The sequence below is a fragment of the Bacillus sp. PSXD-155 genome (genome assembly GCF_049310765.1).
Taxonomy (GTDB): domain Bacteria; phylum Bacillota; class Bacilli; order Bacillales; family Bacillaceae_G; genus Bacillus_A; species Bacillus_A cereus.
This window is the reverse complement of the sequence record NZ_JBMOWC010000002.1, coordinates 205,080-228,568: the sequence shown is the minus strand read 5'-3', so window position 1 is coordinate 228,568 and position 23,489 is coordinate 205,080. Positions and strand designations below refer to the sequence as shown.

Here is a 23,489-nt window from a genome sequence, read left to right as displayed (position 1 = left end):
AGATTTCCCATAGCGTAAGCTAGTAAGATCCCTGAAAGATGATCAGGTTGATAGGTTCGAGGTGGAAGCATGGTGACATGTGGAGCTGACGAATACTAATAGATCGAGGACTTAACCATATAATATGAAGCAATGTTATCTAGTTTTGAAAGAATATAAAAAACTTGTTGACTTTAGAAGTTAAATGAGTTACAATAATTCTTGTCTTAAATGAATACAGTCTGGTAATGATGGCAGAGAGGTCACACCCGTTCCCATACCGAACACGGAAGTTAAGCTCTCTAGCGCCGATGGTAGTTGGGACCTTGTCCCTGTGAGAGTAGGACGTTGCCAGGCAAATGGAGGATTAGCTCAGCTGGGAGAGCACCTGCCTTACAAGCAGGGGGTCGGCGGTTCGATCCCGTCATCCTCCACCATTTAGCCGACTTAGCTCAATTGGTAGAGCAACTGACTTGTAATCAGTAGGTTGGGGGTTCAAGTCCTCTAGTCGGCACCAGAAAATCATGGCGGTTGTGGCGAAGTGGTTAACGCACCGGATTGTGGCTCCGGCATTCGTGGGTTCGATTCCCATCAGTCGCCCCATTTTTTCTTAAAATATTAATATGCGGGTGTGGCGGAATTGGCAGACGCACTAGACTTAGGATCTAGCGCCTTTGGCGTGGGGGTTCGACTCCCTTCACCCGCACTTTTAATAAAATATCTCAAACATGTCTTGCGGAAGTAGTTCAGTGGTAGAATACAACCTTGCCAAGGTTGGGGTCGCGGGTTCGAATCCCGTCTTCCGCTCCAATTTTCAATATGACATGCCGGGGTGGCGGAACAGGCAGACGCACAGGACTTAAAATCCTGCGGTGGGTGACCACCGTGCGGGTTCGACCCCCGCCCTCGGCACCATATGCGCCCGTAGCTCAATTGGATAGAGCGTTTGACTACGGATCAAGAGGTTAGGGGTTCGACTCCTCTCGGGCGCGCTTTTATTAACGGGAAGTGGCTCAGCTTGGTAGAGCACCTGGTTTGGGACCAGGGGGTCGCAGGTTCAAATCCTGTCTTCCCGATATTCCCAAAAACATGGGGCCTTAGCTCAGCTGGGAGAGCGCCTGCCTTGCACGCAGGAGGTCAGCGGTTCGATCCCGCTAGGCTCCACTTATTTTAATATCATTTATGGCGGTGTAGCTCAGCTGGCTAGAGCGTACGGTTCATACCCGTGAGGTCGGGGGTTCGATCCCCTCCGCCGCTACCATAAAGGACCTTTAGCTCAGCTGGTTAGAGCAGACGGCTCATAACCGTCCGGTCGTAGGTTCGAGTCCTACAAGGTCCACCACTAAAGGTTTATATCTCGGAGGTATACCCAAGTTCGGCTGAAGGGATCGGTCTTGAAAACCGACAGGCGGCGAGAGTCGCGCGGGGGTTCGAATCCCTCTACCTCCTCCATTTTTTCTTAAATTACATATTATATCATCGCGGGGTGGAGCAGTACGGTAGCTCGTCGGGCTCATAACCCGAAGGTCGCAGGTTCAAATCCTGTCCCCGCAACCAAATGGTCCCGTGGTGTAGTGGTTAACATGCCTGCCTGTCACGCAGGAGATCGCCGGTTCGACCCCGGTCGGGACCGCCATTTTAATAAGGCTCGGTAGCTCAGTCGGTAGAGCAGAGGACTGAAAATCCTCGTGTCGGCGGTTCGATTCCGTCCCGAGCCACCATTTTGAAGTCGCAAGCCGGCTTAGCTCAATTGGTAGAGCAACTGACTTGTAATCAGTAGGTTGGGGGTTCAAGTCCTCTAGCCGGCACCACTTTCAAAATGAGCCATTAGCTCAGTTGGTAGAGCATCTGACTTTTAATCAGAGGGTCGAAGGTTCGAATCCTTCATGGCTCACCATTTTCAATTTAATGCGGGTGTAGTTTAGTGGTAAAACAAGAGCCTTCCAAGCTCTGGTCGAGAGTTCGATTCTCTTCACCCGCTTTTCAATTATGGGCCTATAGCTCAGCTGGTTAGAGCGCACGCCTGATAAGCGTGAGGTCGATGGTTCGAGTCCATTTAGGCCCACCATAATTGTTCCGCAGTAGCTCAGTGGTAGAGCTATCGGCTGTTAACCGATCGGTCGTAGGTTCGAGTCCTACCTGCGGAGCCATATTTATAGAGAAGTACCCAAGTGGCTCAAGGGGCTCCCCTGCTAAGGGAGTAGATCGCGAACGCGGTGCGAGGGTTCGAATCCCTTCTTCTCTGCCAGTAATTGGCCCGTTGGTCAAGTGGTTAAGACACCGCCCTTTCACGGCGGTAACACGGGTTCGAATCCCGTACGGGTCATACTAAAAGAGATAGCATAATCTGCTATCTCTTTTTTGTTGTATAAAAGTAGACTTTGGATAGTCTGCTTTTTTTATGCAATAGAAGAAATATGAAGTATTCGCTGTTGCAGTTAGGTACATAGAGAGCCGTAAATACAATCATGTTATTTATTTGGACCTGTATGGATATGAAGGAAGTATGACTGTAGCCTCCTATACTTGGAGAAACCGATGAAAATACATCCGGGAGCTACTGTGGAAAATAAATAATATATAGAAGACAGCTTTTTTAGGTTGTCATTATTGTCGAGTTTTGTCGGTAAGTCGATATATTGCAAAAATCGCTGATATAATTTGAGTTACGATCGATAAATTTCAATAATCGCTGATATATTTGGAGTTACGGTCGATATATTCTAAAAATCGCCGATATAATTTCACTTACCGACAAAAACATAAGAAAATCCCTTTCACAATCTAAAGAAAACGCCTCCATTGAAATTGATTCCACACCTATTCTAATAACTTTACACTCTATGTGAAAAAGTTCACAAATAGGTCATAATTTGTGAAGTAATTCACAATAATACGTGCTACAATATGAATGTAAAGAAGTTAAACAACATTAAATTAGTATTTTAATTAATTACTTAAACAATCATAAAAAATAGATGTGAACAATAGAGAGGGGAAATTACCATGAAAAAAGGTATCAATCGTGTAGTATTAGTAGGAACAGGAGCTGTAGGTTGTAGTTACGCTTACTCAATGATCAACCAAGGTGTAGCTGAAGAGTTCGTATTAGTAGATGTTAATGAAGCAAAAGCAGAAGGGGAAGCAATGGACTTAAGCCATGCGGTACCATTCTCTCCATCACCAACAAAAGTTTGGAGCGGTAGCTATGCAGATTGTAAAGATGCAGATTTAGTAGTTATCACTGCTGGATTACCACAAAAGCCAGGTGAAACTCGTTTAGACTTAGTTGAGAAAAATACAAAGATCTTTAAACAAATCGTTCGCGGTATTATGGATAGTGGATTCGATGGAATCTTCTTAATCGCAACTAACCCAGTTGACATTTTAACTTACGTAACTTGGAAAGAATCTGGTTTACCAAAAGAGCGCGTAATCGGTTCTGGTACTACTTTAGACTCTGCTCGTTTCCGTTACATGTTAGGTGACTACTTAGATGTAGATCCACGTAACGTTCATGCTTACATCGTTGGTGAACACGGTGACACTGAACTTCCAGTATGGAGCCACGCTACTATCGGTGTACAAAAACTAGAAACAATCTTAGCTAACAACGAACAGTATAATCAAGAAGACTTAGATAAAATCTTCGAAAACGTACGTGATGCAGCTTACCATATTATCGAGCGTAAAGGTGCAACTTACTACGGAATCGGTATGTCACTACTTCGTGTAACTAAAGCAATCTTAAACAACGAGAACAGCGTATTAACTGTATCTGCATACCTTGAAGGTCAATACGGAGAGAAAGATGCTTACGTAGGTGTTCCAGCTGTAATTAACCGCGAAGGTGTACGTGAAATCGTAGAACTTGAGCTAAATGAAGATGAAAAAGCGAAATTCGCTCATTCTGTAAAAGTATTAAAAGAAACAATGGCACCAGTACTATAATAATTGCTAAATAATTCAGAGGTGGGAAACTGCTTCTTACCTCTGAACTTATATAATTTAATATAAATTCCTTTTCCGGTTTCCCTTGTATATCCCCAATATACCCCTTTTGCTGGATAAGGGTCGTTTATAGAAAAGAGCACTCTACTTTACGTAGAGTGCTCTTTATTATCCCGCATTAACGGGCAGTAAGATCCCCACCTCAAAATGCAGCGAAAGCAAAGAAGTTAGTTTGGTGATCAACTGCCCGTAAAAGCCCGATTGGTTCAACTAATAATCAGTGGGGGGATGAACACCCCCCACTGATTAAAGTTTCACTTTATCATTTTTTAGGCGTTAATCCCAATTTCTTTAAAATATCTGTCAGTGTACCGTTTTTTGATTTTTCTACAGGTGTTTGTGATTTAGATGCATCTGGCCCTTTTTTCAAGAAGTTCTTTTCAACGAAGCGAATATCTTTTTCGTCGACAATCCCATCTTTATTAAGGTCTCCGTCTTTTACAGTTAGTCCTTTTTTACCATAGTTGCTAGCGATAATTTCAGCATCTTTAATATCGATTACTTTATCAGCATTTACATCGCCGGCAAGGTTTTCGTCAGGTCTTGCATAATAATATTGGCCAAGCAGCTTACCGTCTTTTTCAGTACCAAGTTTCGTTGTTAGGCGGCTTGTTAAATGTCCTGGCACTTCTACATATAGGTTATAGTCGCGTTTATTAACTGGAAGTCCATTTAGTTTGAAGTACCCATATTTATCTAGTGAACCTTCAAACTTATGACGGTAAGAATCAGTTGCGTATACTTTTACGCCAAGCTTTGCATAATCAAACTTTTCATCTAAATATCCACGTTCATTTAAGAATGCACCAGGTTTAATATTTCCTTCTACTAGTGAATTTAAGGACATAACTGAGAATGTTTGATCTTGAAGTACACGCATTCTATTTGGTTCTGATTCACCTTGTTTCCAGTAAACAAAAATTGGTGACTCTAATTGAGCGTTTGCTTCATAAAATTCATCATTTTCTACTTTGAAAGTTACATCAATGAACGGGAAATCACCATCTAATCCAGCAAAGTTTTTGTCATCGATAGTGCCGCCAACTGTAACCGAACCTGCCTCTAGTTTCGGTTCATTTACTTTTGCGGTTACTCCTTTTTCGGAAAGTAGCTTTTCAAAAGCAGGATTAAATTTTGCATTTGCAAATTTGAAGTTCTTCTCTAGGAAGTTTACATTAAATTGCCCAGCAACAAATTGTTTTACGTGTTTTGCGTTTAGTGTTACTGTGAACTCGTCATTTTTATATAATTCTTTTTTATCGTAACTAGCTTTCGCATATTGAGCACCTTGTGGGATAAACCAGTAGTTATTTACACCGCTTGGATAGTCAGCTCCTGCAGTTGCATAATCGAAAATATATACGCCTGTGTTCATTGGACCTTCCGTTCTGAAGGAGTCAGGTGTAATGCCAACTTTAAAGTCGCCATTTGCATTAATCGGTAAAAACTTATGCAAGTATGGAGAATAGTCATAGTACATAACGCCATTCGCTTCTTGCGTAATGTTTAATCCTTTTCCTTTTAAGTAGTCAACGTTTGAATCGTATACATTTCCTTTAATCCATAGTGCTTTTTTGCCATCTTCTACTGTATAATTTTCTTCATTTAACTCGTAAATACCAGGTTTTAATCCAGTTAGTTTCACTTCTGGTGGGGTATTATCAATTACAACATAATCACCTTTTACACGTGCTTTCCCAGCCTTATCATAACCGACAAACTCAATTGTGTAGTCTCCTTCTGGTAAGTTGATTTTCTCATCACCAATTGGTTTTGCAGGATCATTTGTAAAAGGATACACTTTTCCATTAAAGAATGAGTCTAAGTAGTAATACACATCAGTTTTTAGTCCACTTGTGTTTAATGTCCCAATGAAGCCCAGAGCTTTATCTGTTTTGGAATCTTTTACGATAAGATCTAACGTTTCAAGTTCGCTGTTTAATTGGAATGCCCCGTGAACATACGATTCACCGTATGGATTAAATTTAGATGTATCAGTTGAAATTGCTTTTCTTGATAGTATTGCATTTTCAATACCAGGCTCTGATACACGAATAGAGAATGGGATTTGATATGTTTCTTCTTTATTTTTCGTGTTCGTAATATGAATATATCCTTCATATCGGCCTTGTTTTACACCGGCTGGAACATTAATTTTTGCTTCAATTTCACCTGCTTTGCCAGCATCAAGAGTAATTGTTTCTGGAGCAGAGATTTTTACACCGTTTGCGACAGCATCGTTAATAGTAGACGAAGCTGGTGTATAAGAAATTTCTGTTTTAAATTCTTTTTTCTCTTGTTTATTATGATTAGTTACTTTTATATTTCGTTTTTGTTCAAGAGCTTCACCGTCTTTTTGATAAAACTTACCGAATGCAATAGATCCAGTTTCTTCGGGCACTTCAATTACTTCATCATTTACAACAGTTTGTGTCGTATCTAATACTTTAAAGCTTGTTTCTGTATGAACGGCGTTGTAAGCATCTACTCGCCCAGCTCCAACTTCATACACCGAATATTTTTCTTTTAAATCATCAGCTGTGTTCATAAGAGACGCTTTTACATCGAACGGAGAGTAGTCTGGGTGTTCTTGTAAAATTAGAGCAGCAACGCCAGCAATATGAGGGGAAGCCATAGATGTTCCTTGCATACGCTCATAGGAAACAGCGTAGTTTTCACCCTCTTGCGGGTCGTTAATATATTCAGGAACTGTTGAAAGGACAGCGACACCAGGCGCTGTAATATCAGGCTTAATATCATCATTTGCTGTAACAGGACCGCGTGAGCTAAAGTCTGCAAGATGATCGCCTTCTGTTTGAATGTAATTAATTTCATCGAAAGTTAAGGATGTGCTACCTTGTTCAATTTGAGCTTTTAGTTTTTCACCGTCTTCTTTCGTTAGGCGGAATGATGGAATGTATTTTGTGCTTTCACCAACGTAGAAAGGAATTTCTCCATCCACGTTGTTATAAATAATAACGGCCTTTGCACCTGCTTGTTTTGCGTTAGCAATTTTTTCATCAAATGAGGTTGTACCACGTGCAACGAGAGCGATTTTTCCTTTTACATCTTTTTTACTAAACTCGTCAGGCGTACCGATTCCTACAGATTCAATAGGTAAAGTTTGTCCCTTAAAATCTTCTATTTTATCAGTGAAGTTTTTGCCGAACAAAATTAGGTTAGGGAATGGTAATTGTCCAGCATGACCTGATAGTTTCGGTAAGGAAATAGAGCTATCACTGGCTCCAACCGTAATAGCAAATGGCGAAGCACCTGGTGATCCGAGTGTTGATGGATTCGGTCCAGAGTTACCAGCAGCAACGACTGTAACAACGCCTGAAAGCATCGCGTTATTAACAGCGATAGATGTTGGATCAAGAGGATTGTTGCTATCATCACCTAACGATAAGTTAATAACGTTCATACCGTCAGAAATAGATTTATCAATTGCAGCGATAATACCTGAACTATCTCCACTTCCGTATGGACCGAGTACACGATAGTTATACAGTTCAATGTCAGGTGCAACACCTTTTACTGCTGAATCAGATTGGTTCTTCTTTTGAGCAGAAACGATACCTGCTACGTGAGTGCCGTGGGCTGTGTAGAAGGAAGAACCGCGGCTATCAAATTCAGGAGCACCAGATTTTTGCCATTCTGAATAAGTAGTTTCCATTGGATCTGCATCGTTATTAATAAAGTCCCAACCCTTTACTGAGTTTGGGTCTACTTTGCTAGAGTCCTCACCAGGTTTTGCGCGATAGCCTTTATATACGTCTTTTAAGTCAGGATGATTGTAATCAATACCTGTATCTAATACACCAACTTTAATTCCTTTTCCGGTAATGCCCTCACTATGTAACTTATCTACTCCAATTTGCGGGATGCTATCTGTTAGTTTTTGAGGTGCTTTTTGCTCAGCTTGTTTTGGTAAATTTAATTTCACTTCGTAATCTTTCCAAATGCGTTTTACAACACCAATTCGTAACAACTCTTCAACTGTATTTGCTGGTAATGTCATCGCAACACCATTTATCGCATGCTTATAAGAACGTTTAATTTGTACAGACTGGAAGTTTCCTGATTTTACTGATGGGCTGAATTGATAAAGACGTTTTAGTCCTTTTTCGAATTCTTCATGTTCTTGATCAATACGTGCTTTTGTATTTTCAGGAGCAGACTGTAATCCTTTTTCTTTTTGTTTTAATTCATTAATCTTTACTGGAGCAGTTTGAAATTCTACGATGATATTTACAGGCTCAGAACTACTCGTATTAATATCTGGTGAAATTGTAAAACCAGGGTTGGCATCTACCGTTTGTAATGCTAGGCGTTGTTCTTTAGAAAGCTTCGATAATATAGAATGAGCATTTGAAGATTCAATTTGGTTAATAGGACTTTCAGCAAGTACATTGAACGGAATGGCAGTTGAAAACAGAACGCCAGCCGTTACAATTCCAGTAACAAAACGGTTTTTCTTTTTCATTTATAGGCCTCCGGTAATATATATTTTTAAAAATTATTTCTCCACACCTGCTGTTTGCTCAGCATGGAATGTCCAGTTTAGCTGCAGGGAATCACCTTGAAATCTATTTTGATCTTGGTCGTTATCTTCAAATGAGAAGAGGACATGTAAGTAATCTGTTTCACCAGATTTAATACCATCTATTAAGTTATGACGTTCTAGAGACGTAGCGACATCTTCAGGTTTCATAGTTTTTAATTCTGATAGTTTTGTTTCCCACAAAATCTCATGATCATCGTTTGGATTAGATGGCTGTCCATCATTCACTAGAAACTTGACGATAATGTGATCACCTAAATCTTCACCGACATTATTTTGCGTTGCATCTGTAACTTCATATGATGTTTCAAGTGCTACTTTTGCAATATCCAATGTACCTTTATTTTCAAGCTTGAAGTTCCTTTCAATAAAATCACCTGGTTTTAAATCTTTCACATTAACGATTACACTTGGATTAATAGAAAGATCTAGTGTTCCAGCTTGAAATGAGTTACTTGATGTTTCTGAATCACTGAAATAGGCGAATACACCGCCGAATGTAAGGGATAAGCCAAGTGAAGCGGTGATAATTCCCATTCCTACTTTTTGTTTTAATGACATAAGAAAGCCTCCTAGTTAAATTTGTATAGCAACCGTTCGCAACAAGGATAAATAAGTAAACATAGTAGTCCGCTATGAATTATAGTTACGAAAGATCGTAGTTCTTTATTGAGAACAAGTATATGCTTATGAATTTCGCGTTTCAATAAAAATATGACAAAAAATGTTGAGAAACATTTTTTTATTACAGATTATTTTGTTTTGATTTTGAGTGGAAAATAGCATGAAAAATAGTATAAACCTAATAAAATAAAGGTTGAGAAAAAAATAATAGGAGGAAATATAGAAGTAGAATGAAGCGTTTACAATGAATATTCGTCAAAATTCGATATTTTACACGGAAATGTGAAGAAAAACTAACATTTTTAAGAAAAAAACGAATGTTTTTTATAAATTAACAAGGATATTGCAGTTTTTCGCAGAAATAGTTAAAGTATAAAAAATTCTGTCATCTAAGTGAGGTGAGCATATTGAATGTAATAAATTGTGAAGAAGTGAAACGAGATGAGTTTCATACAGAAAAGTACTATGAAAGTTATAACATCTTTGGCGCGCATGTTGTGACGGAAGATGAGATTCAAGGGGTACGATTTACAGTGTGGGCTCCTCATGCGAAAGCAATGAGTGTTGTTGGGGATTTTAATGAGTGGGATTATGAGCAACATAAGATGCTACAAGTGACAGAAGAAGGCATTTGGTCCTTATTTATACCGCATATTGAAGAAGGAGAAATATATAAATATGCGATTGAAACGTTGGCTGGTGACGTCATTTTAAAGGCAGATCCGTATGCTGTATATGCAGAAGTAAGACCGAATACGGCATCTGTAGTTTTTGATATAAAAGGATATGAATGGAATGATAAAAACTGGAATCGTAAGAAAAAGAAAAAATCGATTTATAAAGAAGCGATGACAGTTTATGAATTACATTTTGGTTCTTGGAAAAAGAAAGAAGATGGAACGCTGTACTCTTACAGGGAAATGGTTGAAGAGCTCATCCCGTATGTGGTGGAACATCAATTTACACATATTGAAATTATGCCGCTTGTTGAGCATCCATATGATCGTTCTTGGGGATACCAAGGAACGGGATATTATGCAGCGACGAGTAGATTTGGTACGCCGCATGATTTAATGCATTTTGTCGACGAATGTCATAAATATGGAATCGGTGTCATTTTAGATTGGGTGCCGGGGCATTTTTGTAAAGATGCTCACGGTTTATATTTGTTTGATGGTACACCGACCTATGAATATAAAGATAAAGATGTACAAGAAAATCCAGTATGGGGAACTGTCAATTTTGATTTAGGAAAGAGAGAGGTACGTAATTTCTTAATTTCAAATGCGTTATTTTGGATGAGATATTTCCATATTGATGGTTTCAGAGTTGATGCAGTTGCGAACATGTTGTACTGGAATAAAGAAGGACAAGAGCAAAGTAATGAGCATGCTGTTTCATTTTTAAGAGAGTTAAATGAAGCAGTGTTTGCAGAGGATGAAGATTTTCTTATGACGGCAGAAGATTCAACAGCTTGGCCACTTGTAACAACTCCAACGTATGAAGGTGGGCTTGGATTCAATTACAAATGGAACATGGGCTGGATGAATGACGTGCTGAAATATATGGAGTGTGCGCCTGAATATAGGAAACACATTCATGAGAAAATGACGTTTTCTTTACTATATGCGTACTCTGAAAACTTCATATTACCGCTTTCTCATGATGAAGTCGTTCATGGGAAAAAGTCGTTATTAAATAAAATGCCAGGTGATTACTGGGATAAGTTTGCTCAACTTCGTTTATTATATGGATATTTCTTTACTCACCCAGGAAAGAAGTTACTTTTCATGGGAGGAGAATTCGGACAGTTTGATGAGTGGAAAGACCTTGAAGATTTAGATTGGAATTTACATGATTTTGAAATGCATCGTTATATGCATGATTACTTTAATGAGCTCATAGCATTGTATAAGCGCTCAAAACCACTTTGGCAACTTGACCATTCACCTGAAGGTTTTCAGTGGATTGATGCTAATAATAATGAGCAAAGTATTTTCTCTTTTATCCGCCAAGGGGATAAACAAGAAGATGCGTTAGTTGTCGTATGTAATTTTACGAAAGCTACATATGAAAACTATAAAGTAGGTGTACCAGATTTCGAGTATTATAACGAGATTTTAAACAGTGATGCACAGCAATATGGCGGTTCGGGGCAAGTGAATAAGAAACGTCTTAAGACGATTCTAGAACCGTACCATAATCAAGCAGCGCATGTAGAGATTACAATTCCACCATTTGGCGTATCCATATTACGACCAGTGAAGACGAGAAAGGGGAGCAAAAAACAAGATGGCTCAAAAACAAAAGTGCGTAGCAATGTTACTAGCAGGGGGAAAAGGTAGTCGTTTAAGTGCATTAACAAAAAATTTAGCCAAGCCAGCTGTTCCATTTGGTGGTAAATATCGCATTATTGATTTTACGCTAAGTAACTGTGCGAATTCTGGTATTGAAACGGTTGGGATTTTAACGCAATATCAACCACTTGAACTTCATAATTATATCGGAATCGGAAATGCGTGGGATTTAGACCGAGTAAACGGTGGGGTCACAGTATTACCTCCTTATGCGGAGTCTTCAGGGGTTAAGTGGTATACAGGTACGGCAAGTGCCATTTATCAAAATTTAAACTATTTAAGTCAGTATGAACCGGAGTATGTTCTTATTTTATCAGGCGACCATATTTATAAAATGGATTACAGTAAGATGCTAGATTACCATATTGAGAAAGAATCGGACGTATCCATTTCTGTTATTGAAGTACCTTGGGATGAAGCGAGTCGCTTTGGCATTATGAATACAAATGAAGAGATGGAGATTGTTGAGTTTGAAGAGAAACCACAATTTCCAAGAAGTAATCTTGCATCGATGGGAATCTATATTTTTAATTGGTCAATTTTGAAAGAGTATTTAGAGATGGATGCAAGAAATCCTGAATCTAGTAACGATTTTGGAAAAGACGTCCTTCCGCTTTTATTAGATGAAGGGAAGAAGCTAATGGCGTACCCGTTTGAAGGATATTGGAAAGATGTTGGAACGGTGAAGAGCTTATGGGAAGCGAATATGGATTTGCTTCGCGATGAAACATCACTGAATTTAAACGATCGTAATTGGCGTATTTACTCTGTCAATCCAAACGAACCGCCTCAATATATTGCTGAAAAGGCGAAAGTAGAAGAATCGCTTATTAACGAAGGGTGCGTCATTGAAGGGGACGTGAAGCATTCTGTGTTATTCCAAGGAGTGACGGTGGAAGAAGGTAGTATGGTAATTGATTCTGTCGTTATGCCAGGGGCCAAGATTGGTAAAAATGTTGTGATTGAAAGAGCGATTGTTGGATCAGAAATGGTTATCGAAGATGGAACAATCATTCGTCCAGAAAAGAATGTTGACGATGTAGTATTAATTGCTGAAGGGAAATAGAAAAGGGGGATGAAATGAATGGGAGAAAAAATGTTAGGGATTATTAATGCAACGGGAAGTTTTCCTTCCTTAAAGAAAGTAACAGGGCATCGTTCACTAGCGGCGTTACCGTTTGGGGGCCGTTATCGACTCATTGATTTCATGCTTTCAAATATGGTGAATTCTAGTATTCATAGTGTGGCAGTTTTTACAAGCCATAAAAATCGTTCGTTAATGGACCATGTTGGTTCAGGAAAACAGTGGGATTTAGATAGAAAACGAGACGGACTATTTTTATTCCCGCCAAACTGCCAATGTGACCAAGATGAATTTGGGTCTTTTGCACACTTTAGAAGACATATTGATTATTTTCTAAGAAGCAGAGAAGAGTACGTTGTTATTACGAATAGCCATCTCGTAACAGCATTAAATTTTCAAGCGGTGTTAGAGCGACATATACATACGGCAGCTGATATTACAGAAGTTTGCCATGAAGGGGTTTCGCTTCAAACATACGTGTTAAAGAAACAATTATTATTAGATTTATTTGAGTCATATAAAGATGTGGAGCAATACAGTTTATTTGATGTAGTGAGAGAAAAACGCGGGAAATCATTACATATTGCTACATATGAACATACTGGATATGTAGCAATTATTGACTCGATCGAAAGTTACTATAAACATAGCTTAGAAATTTTGCAACCTGCTATTTGGAAGCAATTATTTAAGAAAGAAGCACCGATTTTTACGAAAGTAAAAGATGAGCCACCAACTCGTTATCTAAAGGGTGCAGTTGTGAAAAATACAATGATTGCAAATGGCAGTATTATTGAGGGGGAGGTAGAAAACAGTGTTATTTCCCGTTCAGTTAAAATTGGAAAAGGATCAATTATTCGTAACAGTATTATTATGCAAAAGAGCCAAATTGGAGATAACTGTATAATAGACGGTGTTATTATTGATAAAGACGTGAAAATTGGCGACGGTGTCGTATTAAAAGGAAATATCGATGAGCCGTATGTTGTAGAAAAAGGAAGCGTACAAAACAGTACGATTAATAGTTATTCCTAAAGAATCAGTGGGGGCTTTTTCCTCCACTGATTAAAGTTTTAATTTAAATGAAAACTCGAAGGGAGGAAGCTGCAAGAGGAGTAATAAAAACTTTTCGCGCAGTGGGACAACAAGTGAATATTTTATTTGCAGTATCAGAATGTGTACCGTTTGTGAAATCGGGAGGATTAGCTGATGTAGCGGGTGCGCTCCCAAAAGAGCTGAAAAAATTAGGAGTGGACGTTCGTATTATACTTCCGAATTATAGCCTCATTCCACAAAAGTTAAGAGATGGATGTACGTTACATAAAGTAATTAACGTCCCGCTCGGGTGGAGAAATCAATATTGTGGAATTTTAAAAGGTGAGCAAGACGGAATTACGTATTACTTAATAGATAATGAATATTATTTTAAGAGAGATTCTCTGTATGGTCATTATGATGACGGGGAGCGTTTTTCTTATTTCTCAAAAGCAGTGTTAGAGTGTATTCCGCACCTTGATTTTGAAGTGGATGTTCTTCATAGCCACGATTGGCATACGGCTATGGTTAATTTCTTACTTCGTGAAAAGTATCAAGATAACCCGTTATATGAGCGTATTAAAACGGTATATACGATTCATAACTTGCAGTTCCAAGGTGTATTTCCTCCTGAAGTGATGTACGACTTGTTAGAGCTTGGTGATGAATATTTTCATAGTGAGCAGCTAGAGTTTTATGGAAACATAAACTTTATGAAAGGCGGTATTATCGCTTCGGATCAAATTACAGCGGTGAGCCCGACGTATAAAGAAGAAATTCAATATGAATTTTTCGGTGAGAAGCTAGATGGATTACTGCGAAAATATAATGATAAGCTTAGCGGCATTGTAAATGGTATTGATACGAGCGTATATAATCCAGAAAAGGATTCGTATATTAAGGCTCAGTATGATGCAGAGTCATTATATGAAAAGAGTGAAAATAAACGCGCTTTGCAGCGTTATTTTGGTTTGCCAGAAAAAGAGGATACACCAATTATTTCAATGGTAACGAGATTAACGAAGCAAAAAGGTCTTGATTTAGTACGCACTGTATTCCGCGAAATAATGGAAGAAGATGTACAATGTATTATTTTAGGTTCAGGTGATTCGGAATATGAGCAATTCTTTGAGTGGATGGCATATGAGTATCCGGAGAAGGTAAAAGTTTATATCGGATTTAATGAAGAATTAGCGCACCAAGTGTATGCGGGAAGCGATTTGTTTTTAATGCCATCGCTGTTTGAACCGTGTGGACTTGGACAACTTATCGCATTAGCGTACGGTACGATTCCAATTGTAAGAGAAACAGGTGGATTAAACGATACAGTACATTCTTATGATGAAGAAACAGGCGAAGGAAATGGTTTCAGTTTCACGAACTTTAATGCACATGACATGCTGCATACGGTTCACCGTGCAATTGAATTTTATCATGATAAACCAGTGTGGGAGCAGCTTGTAAAACAAGCGATGACTGAAGATTATAGCTGGGAGCAATCGGCTCTTGCTTATAAGGAATTGTATAAAAGTCTCATGGAATAACATGTAGGTGGTGAAAAAATGTTTACTCATGTTGAAAGTTTTAAATCAACTTTTCTAGAAAAGTTAGAGACGATGTATGGGAAAAGTTTCAAAGATTCTACAACTCGTGATCAATATAATACGCTCGGCCATATGGTACGTGAGTATATGAATAGTCAATGGATTGCAACGAATGAGAGTTATCGATCCGGAGAGCAAAAGCAAATGTATTACTTGTCTATTGAGTTTTTGCTTGGACGTTTGCTTGGAAGTAACATCTTGAATTTAGGTATTAGAGATGTATGCGAGCAGGGGTTATCTGAACTAGGGATTTCGTTGCAAGAGTTAGAAGAAGTGGAAGCAGATGCAGGCCTTGGTAATGGTGGGCTTGGACGCTTAGCAGCCTGTTTTCTCGATTCACTTGCATCTTTAAACTTGCCAGGACACGGCTGTGGAATTCGTTATAAACATGGTTTGTTTGATCAGAAAATTGTTGATGGTTATCAAGTTGAATTTCCAGAACAGTGGCTTCTTCATGAAAATGTATGGGAAGTAAGAAGGCATGATCAAGCTGTGGAAGTAAGTTATTTCGGCAGTGTTGAACCGCTAGAAATTGACGGGCGTTTAGAGTTTAGGCATACAAATGCAGAAGTCATTATGGCAGTGCCATATGATGTGCCGGTAGTAGGCTATGAGGCGAGTACTGTAAACACACTTAGACTTTGGAATGCTGAACCAGTTCCTTTCCCGCAAAACTGCAAAGATATTTTGAAATATAAGCGCGAAACAGAGGCTGTATCGGAGTTTTTATATCCAGATGATACGCATGATGAGGGGAAAATACTTCGTTTAAAACAACAGTATTTCCTCGTATCAGCAAGTTTACAAAATATTGTTCGAATGCATAGAGAAAGATATGGTGACCTTCGTCAACTACATGAAAAAATTGCGATTCATATTAACGATACACATCCGGTTTTAGCAATTCCAGAACTGATGCGTATTTTACTAGACGAAGAAAAGTTAACATGGGAAGAAGCTTGGCACATAACGACGCAGACGATTTCTTATACGAATCATACGACGTTATCAGAAGCGCTCGAAAAGTGGCCAATTCACATTTTTAAACCATTATTACCGAGAATTTATATGATTATTGAAGAGATTAATGAACGTTTCTGTCATGAACTTTGGGAACGTTATCCTTATGAATGGCATCGCATCGAAGACATGGCAATTATTGCGCATGATCTTGTGAAAATGGCTCATTTAGCAATTGTCGGTAGCCATAGCGTAAACGGTGTAGCAAAAATTCATACGGAAATATTAAAGCAGCGGGAAATGCGATTGTTTTATGAATTTTATCCAGATAAGTTTAATAATAAGACGAATGGAATTGCTCATAGGCGCTGGCTTATGAAAGCAAATCCACAGTTAACAAATCTCATTTCAGAGGCGATTGGAACAGAGTGGAAGAAAGAACCGATTAAGCTTCAATCGTTGCAAACAGTTCAATATGATGCGAGTTTCCAAGAGAAATTTGCAGAAGTAAAACAAGAACGTAAAGAGATTTTAGCGGAGCGCATTCATAATACAATGGGGATTACGATTGATCCAAATTCTATTTTTGATGTGCAAGTGAAAAGATTACATGCTTACAAACGACAATTATTAAATGTTCTTCATATTTTATATTTGTATAACCGTTTGAAAGAGGATGCTAGTTTTACATTTTATCCGCGTACTTTTATTTTTGGAGCGAAAGCATCACCTGGATATTATTACGCGAAAAAAATTATTAAATTAATAAATGAACTCGCAAGAAAAGTAAATAATGACCCGTATGTCAGTCAATATATGAAAGTTATCTTTCTAGAAAACTATCGAGTTTCTTTAGCGGAAGATATATTCCCGGCAGCGGATGTAAGTGAACAAATTTCAACGGCGAGTAAAGAAGCATCGGGAACAGGTAATATGAAATTTATGATGAACGGTGCGATTACACTCGGAACGCTAGACGGAGCTAACATTGAAATAAAAGACCGGGTCGGTGATGATAACTGTTTCATTTTCGGCTTAACAGCGGAAGAGGTTCTTCATTACTATCAAAATGGTGGATATCGTGCAAGTGATTATTATCACCACAATAGGCACATTAAGAAAGTAGTTGATCAATTAACAAATGGTTTCTTTGCACAATCGGGAGCAGAATTTGAAGCGATTTATGATTCTCTCGTTATTCAAAATGATGAATATTTCGTTCTGCGAGATTTTGGCCCATATGCTGAAAAACAAGAAGCTGTCGGTAGAGCTTATGAGAACCGAACAAAGTGGCTAGAAATGTCGATTTTAAATATTGCACAGTCTGGTCATTTTGCGAGTGATCGAACGATTTTGCAGTACAGCAATGAAATTTGGGGTATTGGTAATGCAGTTAAACAGTTTTAAAGAAGTTGCTATATTGGGAGATATATTATCGATTTACCAACAAAAATGGATATTAATAAATAAAACGGGCTTAATAAAATTAAGCTCGTTTTATTTATTTTGCTTAAGAAAGACATGGAACAGTGGTATATATGATACCTGCCCCATCATACTCTCCTGTCGCAAAGTATGAAAATGTAAAGAAACCTGTGACCGTAAAAATTACAATAAGAAAAAGTGTGAAGATAAATTTTAACATGTAAGGTCCCCTCATCCAAAAATAACTTCATAGAGTATTATAGTATACGAATATTTTATTTCCAATTGTTTACTGGTTAAAAATGAGAAGTCAGACATGTTTTGTATGTTGTAATGGAATGATTATTTGTAATGGATTTTGTATTTTTTGTAAATGTCATATTGTGATGGACGTGTGCATACTCCCAATCATGATCATTAAAATTTATGTTTCGGGGAGGGAGAAGTGGAACGACATCGAACAAGTTGACGAAACGAAAGCTACTAGCTACTTGTAGTTTATAATAATTTCGAAAAGCGATATCTCCTACTTTTGGAGAAGCGAATGTATAAAGTCCATACTGTGCGAAGGCAGTATTTATACGTGCATCTAATATGTGTAATGTGGCAAGCGCACCACCTAGACTATGCCCAGTAGCTAGCAGTTTTTTATGTGCTGGCAATGATACGAGCATATCCATAATAGAATCACGACAAGACTCATAAATAGAGAGAAAGCCGTTATGGACATTTCCGCTATTTAAAGCATAAGGATAAGGTTTTTGATTGACGAGAGAGTCAATAATCCAATCAGGGTCTGTTTGAGTGCCCCTGAAGGCAACGATAATTGTATCCTCAGATTCTAATATAAACCCGAACCATTCTGTTGTTTGAATGGCTTTTCCTTGAAACCCTTGTACATATTGAAAACCATCTGGTATTTCGAAAATACCATTTTGTTTATATTGTTCATACGTTAACTCACAACAAGAAGCTAACAGTATGGCAGTGTCTTTATCAAAGGATAAAGGAGTACGCATTAAGGAAGCCCTCCTTAAGAAAAGGTATAGTTTAATATATGCGGTGAGGAACTTGATTCATGCTTTTGGAAAAAAGACTTGAACCTACAGTTACGTGAGGGAGTATGATTTTTGTAAACATATTGTTAGGAGGAGTGTAAGATGAGCAAAAGGGAAGGCTGTTCAATTGGTGAGTTTGCAAAGAGGACAGGCACATCAATACGGACACTACAATATTACGATGAAATTGGACTACTTAAACCTGGAAAGAATGTTAGCTCTGGTCACCGTGTGTACAAAGGAAAAGATATATTAGAACTACAGAAAATAGTGAGTCTTAAAGTATTAGGATATAGTTTAGAAGAAATACGCGTTATGCTGAAAATGCCAAGTTTGAATGTAAATTTAAAAGAAACGTTGGAACAACAAAGAAAAGCCTTTGAAGAAAAGAGAAGACACATTGAAGTTTCGATAAAGGCGCTTGAACGAACAATGGTATGTCTTGAGGAAGATGAAGAGTTGGATAGTGACATATTAATGAGTCTAATTAACAGCATTCAAAAAGAAAACGAACAACGTTTATGGCTTGAAGGATATGTATCAAAAGACTTGGCTGATGGATTATATAATAAGTCGGAAGAAGAGGGCATAGCACTTGATAAAGAGTTTGTGCGTTTAGCAAAAGAAGTGAAAAGGTTATTTGGAAGACAAATTGAGGATTCAGAAGTGCAAAAATTGGTTGATGAACATATGAAGGCGACTCTTAAGTATGTTGGTGAAGAGACAATGTATTCTTTAGGTAAATTAGAGAATGTAGAAGAACAATATAATAATATGATGCCATCTCCTTACACGGAAGAAGAAGAGACATGGCTTAATGAAGCGATGGAGTATTATATGATTCGAAATGGTATGTATAGCCCTCCGCATTAAAAATAAAGTGCCATAGTCATAAACTTTAGAGAAATGCCTCCGATGTTTTTTTGCATTGGAGGCATTTTTTACTCTTTTCCATCTAAAAGGTGAACAAGGCCACCTAATATACTACTTTCACCAGTACTTTATAATGCTGGGCTTGTAAGAGGTTTGAAAAAATAGCCTGTATATATTTGAACGATGATTACCTATTTACTTGTGTTTGTTCGCACTATATACCGAAAATTTCGGGAAACGAAACATATTATTTATCTGTTTGTTTTTGCTTTTTTTTCAAATACTCCGCACGTAATTGTTCAAGTTGCTGCTTTTTATCAAATTTGGCAGGCTTCTGTTTTTCATGAAACTTTGCCACAGCTACCTGACTTTTGGAATCCAATTGATATTTTCCCACTTTGTTCACCTACTTTTCTTGTCTTGAAAGAGAATCTATTCAACAAATATAATATACCTTATTTTACTGAAGTAAACCTTATTACTTTATTTCATCTGCTTTTTCTCGTTTGTAGACGTAAATTAAAACACCCTTTCACTGCATTACTGCAAGCAAGGGTGTTTAATTTTAGTATTATATTAGTCGATGGACAAGCCTGCATAAGGGCCCTTTTTACTCTTTCCCATCCAATAAACGACCAAGGCCACCTAATACACTACCTTCACCAGTACTTTGCGCTGCTGGGCTTGTAAGGCGTGCTGCTAATCGGCTAAGTGTTAAGGACTGAATCCAAACTGTTCCAGGACCTTCTAATGTTGCGAAGAATAAACCCTCACCGCCAAATAGAGCTGTTTTTACTTTTCCAACGAACTCGATATCATAGTTAATATCTTTTGTCATGGCAACGAGACAACCTGTATCAATGCGAAGTTTCTCACCAGGTTTTAATTCACGTTTATATACAGTTCCACCTGCGTGCATGAAAGCAAGGCCGTCACCTTCAAGTTTCTGCATGATAAACCCTTCACCACCGAAGAAACCAGTTCCTATTTTTTTCGTAAATTCAATTCCGATAGAAACACCTTTTGCGGCACAAAGAAAGGCATCTTTTTGACAAACTACTTTTCCTTGATATTCTGTTAAATCTACAGGAATAATTTTACCAGGATAAGGAGCAGCAAATGAGACGTGGCGTTTGCCGTGACCTGTATTTGTAAATACAGTCATAAACATACTTTCGCCTGTAACGAGACGTTTACCAGCGCCCATTAATTTGCCGAATAAACCGTTAGATGGGCCAGAACCGTCACCAAAGATTGTTTCCATTTCAATGTAATCTTCCATCATCATCATTGCGCCAGCTTCTGCGATAACGCTTTCTTTTGGATCTAATTCAATTTCAACAAACTGCATATCATCGCCATATAACTTATACTCGATTTCATGTGCTTGCATTTTTTCACCTCATAAATATGTAGTAATTATATTGTACAGAAGTTAAAAGAATTAGAGTACTGTATTTTTGTTAATTTTTGAATAAAAATAGAATGAAAATTTAAGGTTATACTAGGATTATAAAAAATGATGGAATGAAAGTGTTCTCATTTGACGTTTTCGATATAGCATGATATAGTGAAAGCACTATTGAGCTACATAATGTGGTACGGAAATAAAGCACGTTGTATTAAAGGCTGTAAGCTTGTTATACATTCATGTCCTTTATATCCACCTTTTCATGTGGATTCATAGTTTCATTTTTATTTAGGAGGTACATGACATGCAAACAGGTAAAGTTAAATGGTTTAACGGCGAAAAAGGTTTTGGCTTCATCGAAGTTGAAGGCGGAGAAGACGTATTCGTACATTTCTCAGCTATCCAAGGCGACGGCTTCAAAACTTTAGAAGAAGGTCAAGAAGTTTCTTTCGAAATCGTTGAAGGAAACCGCGGACCACAAGCAGCTAACGTTACAAAAAACTAATTAGCTAGCGATAAAAAGCATTCCGATTTTCGGAATGCTTTTTTTTATTCTTTGGAACTAGATTCATTTGAAGATAATTCACCTTTGAAGGTACGTTCTTCAAAATCATCAAGCATTTGTTCATATTCTTCATGCTCTTCTGTAGCGAAAACTTGTGGGTTTTTCCCGTACATATCCGTACCGATAAAGTTTTCAAAATCCTCCACGTAGCCTACGTTTTCTTCACTATTTACATACATGCCATTATAGTTTTTTGAATCTTGTCTTTCTAAATCAGACGGCGTTTCAGATGTTCCGTAATTTGCGACATCTTGCCACGCATCTTCCGCATCGTACTCAACAGAATGGTCCTCATCATGCTTGTGGAAAGAAGGAGACAACACTTCTTCTTCAACTGGCCGTGTATTCATATTTAACTTATTTGTCGCGTGCTGTATGCATGTTGTAGCAGTCGGCATTGCTTCCAATCTTTCAAATGGAATTTCTTCGCCAGACACTTCACAAATGCCGTACGTACCCGCTTCTATTTTTTGTAGGGCATGTTTCGTCTCCTCAAGCTGTTTATGCCAAAGTTCAATAAGCCCGAAGTCTTTTTCCCGTTCATATAGCTCTGTAGCCATATCACCTGGATGGTTGTCATAGCTAGACAGTTCTCCTACTGAATCGCGTTCAGAAGCACGATCTGTATTTTCATGAGTTTGTATCGTTTGTTCCAGTTCTTGTTTTTGTTTTTCTAAAATGGATTTAAATTGACCTACTTGTTGTGGAGTTAACATAGTCGTCCACCTTCCTACAATTCAGTTTCTTTACATAGTATGAGCGTTGAGAGTAGGAATTATGAGATGAATTTCAGATATGAAAAAGGAGCCACATAAGCAGCTCCTTTTATAGAAAGTATCCAAGTAATAATCCGATTCCCATTAGGAAACCGAAGATTGTATTTGTTTTTGCTGTTGCAATCATCGCAGGTACCATTTCCATTGGAATGCTTTTGCCGATAAAGCCTTTCGTCGCTTTAAATGCTTTCGGCGCACTTAAAAATACGATAAGCATCCATGGTGATACGATGCCCACGATAATTAAAGCAATTGTCCAAATGTAGGAAACGATGAACATCGAAGCAAGTACACCAACAGCTCTTTCACGTCCAACGAGAATTGCTAACGTTTTACGACCGTTTTCTTTATCGCCATCCAAGTCGCGAATATTATTAGCTAGTAAAATGGCGCCAATTAAAATGGAGCTTGGAATAGATAGTAAAATGACTTCTGATGTTACAGTTCCAGTTTGAATAAAGAATGAAATCCCAATAATAATGACACCCATAAATAATCCGGCTGTCAACTCTCCAAATGGTGTATATGCAATTGGAAGTGGGCCACCTGTATAAAGGTAAGCAACGGCCATACAAACAAGACCGATTGCAGCAAGCCACCAGCTAGAATTCATACAAATATAAACACCTAATAGTATTGCGATGCCGAAAAATCCAAATGCTAAGTTAAGCACTGTTTTTGGCTGAATGCCATCGCGAACGATAGCGCCGCCGATACCAACTGAACCTTCGTGATCGAGTCCTCTTTTATAATCAAAGTATTCATTAAACATGTTTGTTGCTGCTTGAATGAGAAGACAAGCAAGAAGCATCATAAGGAAAAGAGGAAGATGTATTTGATTTATACCTCCGACCTGCATCGAATATGCTGTTCCGATGAAAACAGGTACGAAAGCGGCTGTTAATGTATGGGGACGTAGTAAACTCCACCAGATGCGCCAGCCTGTTTGCTTACTTGGCTTTGGCGCCGTAGGAGAGGAATTCGTTTTGACGTTCATTTCCATGTTGAATCCTCCTTTGGTCACATATTGTACACAACTAAGTGTAGAAAAAGCATCATTTAGTGTCAACGTTTATTTTCTAGGAAGAGAAGGTGAATTTCTCAGAAATGCTAAACGTTGACAGGCCTTTCGTTTGAGGTGTATCTTAAAATCAAGCGTAATT

The 23,489-nt window shown here is 38.2% G+C and carries 16 protein-coding genes, 22 tRNA genes and 2 rRNA genes; 32 read left to right on the top strand and 8 right to left on the bottom strand.

Annotated elements, in window-relative coordinates; genetic code table 11:
* The 25 genes from ACO6VI_RS02730 to ACO6VI_RS02610 form a co-directional block, all read left to right on the top strand.
* A 23S ribosomal RNA gene (locus ACO6VI_RS02730) occupies positions 1–119 on the top strand; the annotation flags it as partial.
* Between the two features lie 101 nt (positions 120–220).
* A 5S ribosomal RNA gene (rrf, locus tag ACO6VI_RS02725) occupies positions 221–336 on the top strand.
* A gap of 4 nt (positions 337–340) precedes the next feature.
* Positions 341–416 (top strand) — tRNA-Val (locus ACO6VI_RS02720).
* A gap of 4 nt (positions 417–420) precedes the next feature.
* Positions 421–496 (top strand) — tRNA-Thr (locus ACO6VI_RS02715).
* A 10-nt stretch (positions 497–506) separates the two neighbouring features.
* Positions 507–582: transfer RNA gene (locus ACO6VI_RS02710), tRNA-His, on the top strand.
* A gap of 22 nt (positions 583–604) precedes the next feature.
* Positions 605–685, top strand: a tRNA-Leu gene (locus ACO6VI_RS02705).
* A gap of 29 nt (positions 686–714) precedes the next feature.
* Positions 715–789 (top strand) — tRNA-Gly (locus ACO6VI_RS02700).
* Positions 790–805: 16 nt separating this feature from the next.
* A tRNA-Leu gene (locus ACO6VI_RS02695) sits at positions 806–894 on the top strand.
* 3 nt (positions 895–897) lie between these two features.
* Positions 898–971 (top strand) — tRNA-Arg (locus ACO6VI_RS02690).
* Positions 972–981: 10 nt separating this feature from the next.
* Positions 982–1,055, top strand: a tRNA-Pro gene (locus ACO6VI_RS02685).
* 15 nt (positions 1,056–1,070) lie between these two features.
* A tRNA-Ala gene (locus ACO6VI_RS02680) sits at positions 1,071–1,143 on the top strand.
* A gap of 20 nt (positions 1,144–1,163) precedes the next feature.
* Positions 1,164–1,240 (top strand) — tRNA-Met (locus tag ACO6VI_RS02675).
* A 4-nt stretch (positions 1,241–1,244) separates the two neighbouring features.
* Positions 1,245–1,321 (top strand) — tRNA-Ile (locus ACO6VI_RS02670).
* A gap of 17 nt (positions 1,322–1,338) precedes the next feature.
* Positions 1,339–1,431, top strand: a tRNA-Ser gene (locus ACO6VI_RS02665).
* Between the two features lie 28 nt (positions 1,432–1,459).
* Positions 1,460–1,536, top strand: a tRNA-Met gene (locus ACO6VI_RS02660).
* Positions 1,537–1,539: 3 nt separating this feature from the next.
* Positions 1,540–1,615: transfer RNA gene (locus ACO6VI_RS02655), tRNA-Asp, on the top strand.
* 9 nt (positions 1,616–1,624) lie between these two features.
* Positions 1,625–1,700 (top strand) — tRNA-Phe (locus ACO6VI_RS02650).
* 14 nt (positions 1,701–1,714) lie between these two features.
* Positions 1,715–1,790 (top strand) — tRNA-Thr (locus ACO6VI_RS02645).
* 10 nt (positions 1,791–1,800) lie between these two features.
* Positions 1,801–1,876 (top strand) — tRNA-Lys (locus ACO6VI_RS02640).
* A gap of 13 nt (positions 1,877–1,889) precedes the next feature.
* Positions 1,890–1,960 (top strand) — tRNA-Gly (locus ACO6VI_RS02635).
* A 10-nt stretch (positions 1,961–1,970) separates the two neighbouring features.
* A tRNA-Ile gene (locus tag ACO6VI_RS02630) sits at positions 1,971–2,047 on the top strand.
* A 7-nt stretch (positions 2,048–2,054) separates the two neighbouring features.
* A tRNA-Asn gene (locus ACO6VI_RS02625) sits at positions 2,055–2,129 on the top strand.
* A 7-nt stretch (positions 2,130–2,136) separates the two neighbouring features.
* Positions 2,137–2,227, top strand: a tRNA-Ser gene (locus ACO6VI_RS02620).
* A 6-nt stretch (positions 2,228–2,233) separates the two neighbouring features.
* Positions 2,234–2,305, top strand: a tRNA-Glu gene (locus tag ACO6VI_RS02615).
* 680 nt (positions 2,306–2,985) lie between these two features.
* Positions 2,986–3,930: an L-lactate dehydrogenase gene (locus ACO6VI_RS02610; protein ID WP_000715346.1), complete on the top strand. Its 945-nt coding sequence runs from the start codon at positions 2,986–2,988 to the stop codon at positions 3,928–3,930.
* Positions 3,931–4,252: 322 nt separating this feature from the next.
* Here the strand turns inward: ACO6VI_RS02610 and ACO6VI_RS02605 are convergent, their stop codons facing one another.
* Positions 4,253–8,476, bottom strand: coding sequence for a S8 family serine peptidase (locus ACO6VI_RS02605; protein WP_063548919.1), 4,224 nt, complete (start codon positions 8,474–8,476; stop codon positions 4,253–4,255).
* Positions 8,477–8,509: 33 nt separating this feature from the next.
* Entirely contained in the window at positions 8,510–9,115 is a 606-nt protein-coding gene (locus ACO6VI_RS02600; protein WP_000053928.1) for a CalY family protein, read from the bottom strand.
* Between the two features lie 470 nt (positions 9,116–9,585).
* Between ACO6VI_RS02600 and glgB the strand changes: the two genes are divergently transcribed.
* From glgB to glgP, 5 genes are all read left to right on the top strand, one after another.
* On the top strand, positions 9,586–11,523 hold the full coding sequence (gene glgB / locus ACO6VI_RS02595) for a 1,4-alpha-glucan branching protein GlgB (RefSeq protein WP_063548917.1): 1,938 nt from the start codon (positions 9,586–9,588) through the stop codon (positions 11,521–11,523).
* A complete protein-coding gene (glgC, locus tag ACO6VI_RS02590; protein WP_000057604.1) occupies positions 11,471–12,601 on the top strand; it encodes a glucose-1-phosphate adenylyltransferase in 1,131 nt (376 codons plus the stop codon). The genes glgB and glgC overlap by 53 nt, the downstream gene beginning before the upstream one ends.
* Positions 12,602–12,619: 18 nt before the next feature.
* The gene (gene glgD, locus ACO6VI_RS02585; RefSeq protein WP_000504162.1) at positions 12,620–13,654 is read left to right on the top strand and encodes a glucose-1-phosphate adenylyltransferase subunit GlgD; all 1,035 of its coding nucleotides are present in this window, start codon (positions 12,620–12,622) and stop codon (positions 13,652–13,654) included.
* A gap of 113 nt (positions 13,655–13,767) precedes the next feature.
* A complete protein-coding gene (gene glgA, locus ACO6VI_RS02580; RefSeq protein ID WP_063549374.1) occupies positions 13,768–15,198 on the top strand; it encodes a glycogen synthase GlgA in 1,431 nt (476 codons plus the stop codon).
* A gap of 18 nt (positions 15,199–15,216) precedes the next feature.
* Complete coding sequence (gene glgP, locus ACO6VI_RS02575; RefSeq protein WP_063548915.1) at positions 15,217–17,625, top strand: glycogen phosphorylase; 2,409 nt, start codon at positions 15,217–15,219, stop codon at positions 17,623–17,625.
* A 103-nt stretch (positions 17,626–17,728) separates the two neighbouring features.
* On the opposite strand, the gene ACO6VI_RS02570 is transcribed toward glgP, so the two are convergent.
* Together ACO6VI_RS02570 and ACO6VI_RS02565 are read right to left on the bottom strand one after the other, a co-directional pair.
* A complete protein-coding gene (locus ACO6VI_RS02570; protein WP_000911077.1) occupies positions 17,729–17,863 on the bottom strand; it encodes a hypothetical protein in 135 nt (44 codons plus the stop codon).
* Positions 17,864–17,939: 76 nt separating this feature from the next.
* Positions 17,940–18,662: a lipase family protein gene (locus tag ACO6VI_RS02565; protein WP_001260112.1), complete on the bottom strand. Its 723-nt coding sequence runs from the start codon at positions 18,660–18,662 to the stop codon at positions 17,940–17,942.
* Positions 18,663–18,803: 141 nt separating this feature from the next.
* Here ACO6VI_RS02565 and ACO6VI_RS02560 point away from each other — a divergent pair, with 141 nt between their 5' ends.
* Positions 18,804–19,574, top strand: a complete 771-nt coding sequence (locus ACO6VI_RS02560) for a MerR family transcriptional regulator (RefSeq protein WP_063548913.1) — start codon at positions 18,804–18,806, stop codon at positions 19,572–19,574.
* A 247-nt stretch (positions 19,575–19,821) separates the two neighbouring features.
* On the opposite strand, the gene ACO6VI_RS02555 is transcribed toward ACO6VI_RS02560, so the two are convergent.
* Positions 19,822–19,971: a hypothetical protein gene (locus ACO6VI_RS02555; RefSeq protein ID WP_000521642.1), complete on the bottom strand. Its 150-nt coding sequence runs from the start codon at positions 19,969–19,971 to the stop codon at positions 19,822–19,824.
* Positions 19,972–20,184: 213 nt separating this feature from the next.
* Positions 20,185–20,967 carry a TIGR00266 family protein gene (locus ACO6VI_RS02550; RefSeq protein WP_001147841.1) on the bottom strand — a complete coding sequence of 261 codons (783 nt, stop codon included), beginning with the start codon at positions 20,965–20,967 and terminating at the stop codon, positions 20,185–20,187.
* Between the two features lie 322 nt (positions 20,968–21,289).
* On the opposite strand from ACO6VI_RS02550, the gene cspD reads away from it, so the two are divergent.
* Positions 21,290–21,490: a cold-shock protein CspD gene (gene cspD / locus ACO6VI_RS02545; RefSeq protein ID WP_001193052.1), complete on the top strand. Its 201-nt coding sequence runs from the start codon at positions 21,290–21,292 to the stop codon at positions 21,488–21,490.
* Between the two features lie 44 nt (positions 21,491–21,534).
* Here cspD and ACO6VI_RS02540 read toward each other — a convergent pair whose 3' ends face one another.
* A complete protein-coding gene (locus tag ACO6VI_RS02540; RefSeq protein WP_000957398.1) occupies positions 21,535–22,266 on the bottom strand; it encodes a yteA family sporulation protein in 732 nt (243 codons plus the stop codon).
* 109 nt (positions 22,267–22,375) lie between these two features.
* Complete coding sequence (locus tag ACO6VI_RS02535) at positions 22,376–23,329, bottom strand: 1,4-dihydroxy-2-naphthoate polyprenyltransferase (protein WP_000425770.1); 954 nt, start codon at positions 23,327–23,329, stop codon at positions 22,376–22,378.
* Positions 23,330–23,489 lie beyond the last annotated feature (160 nt).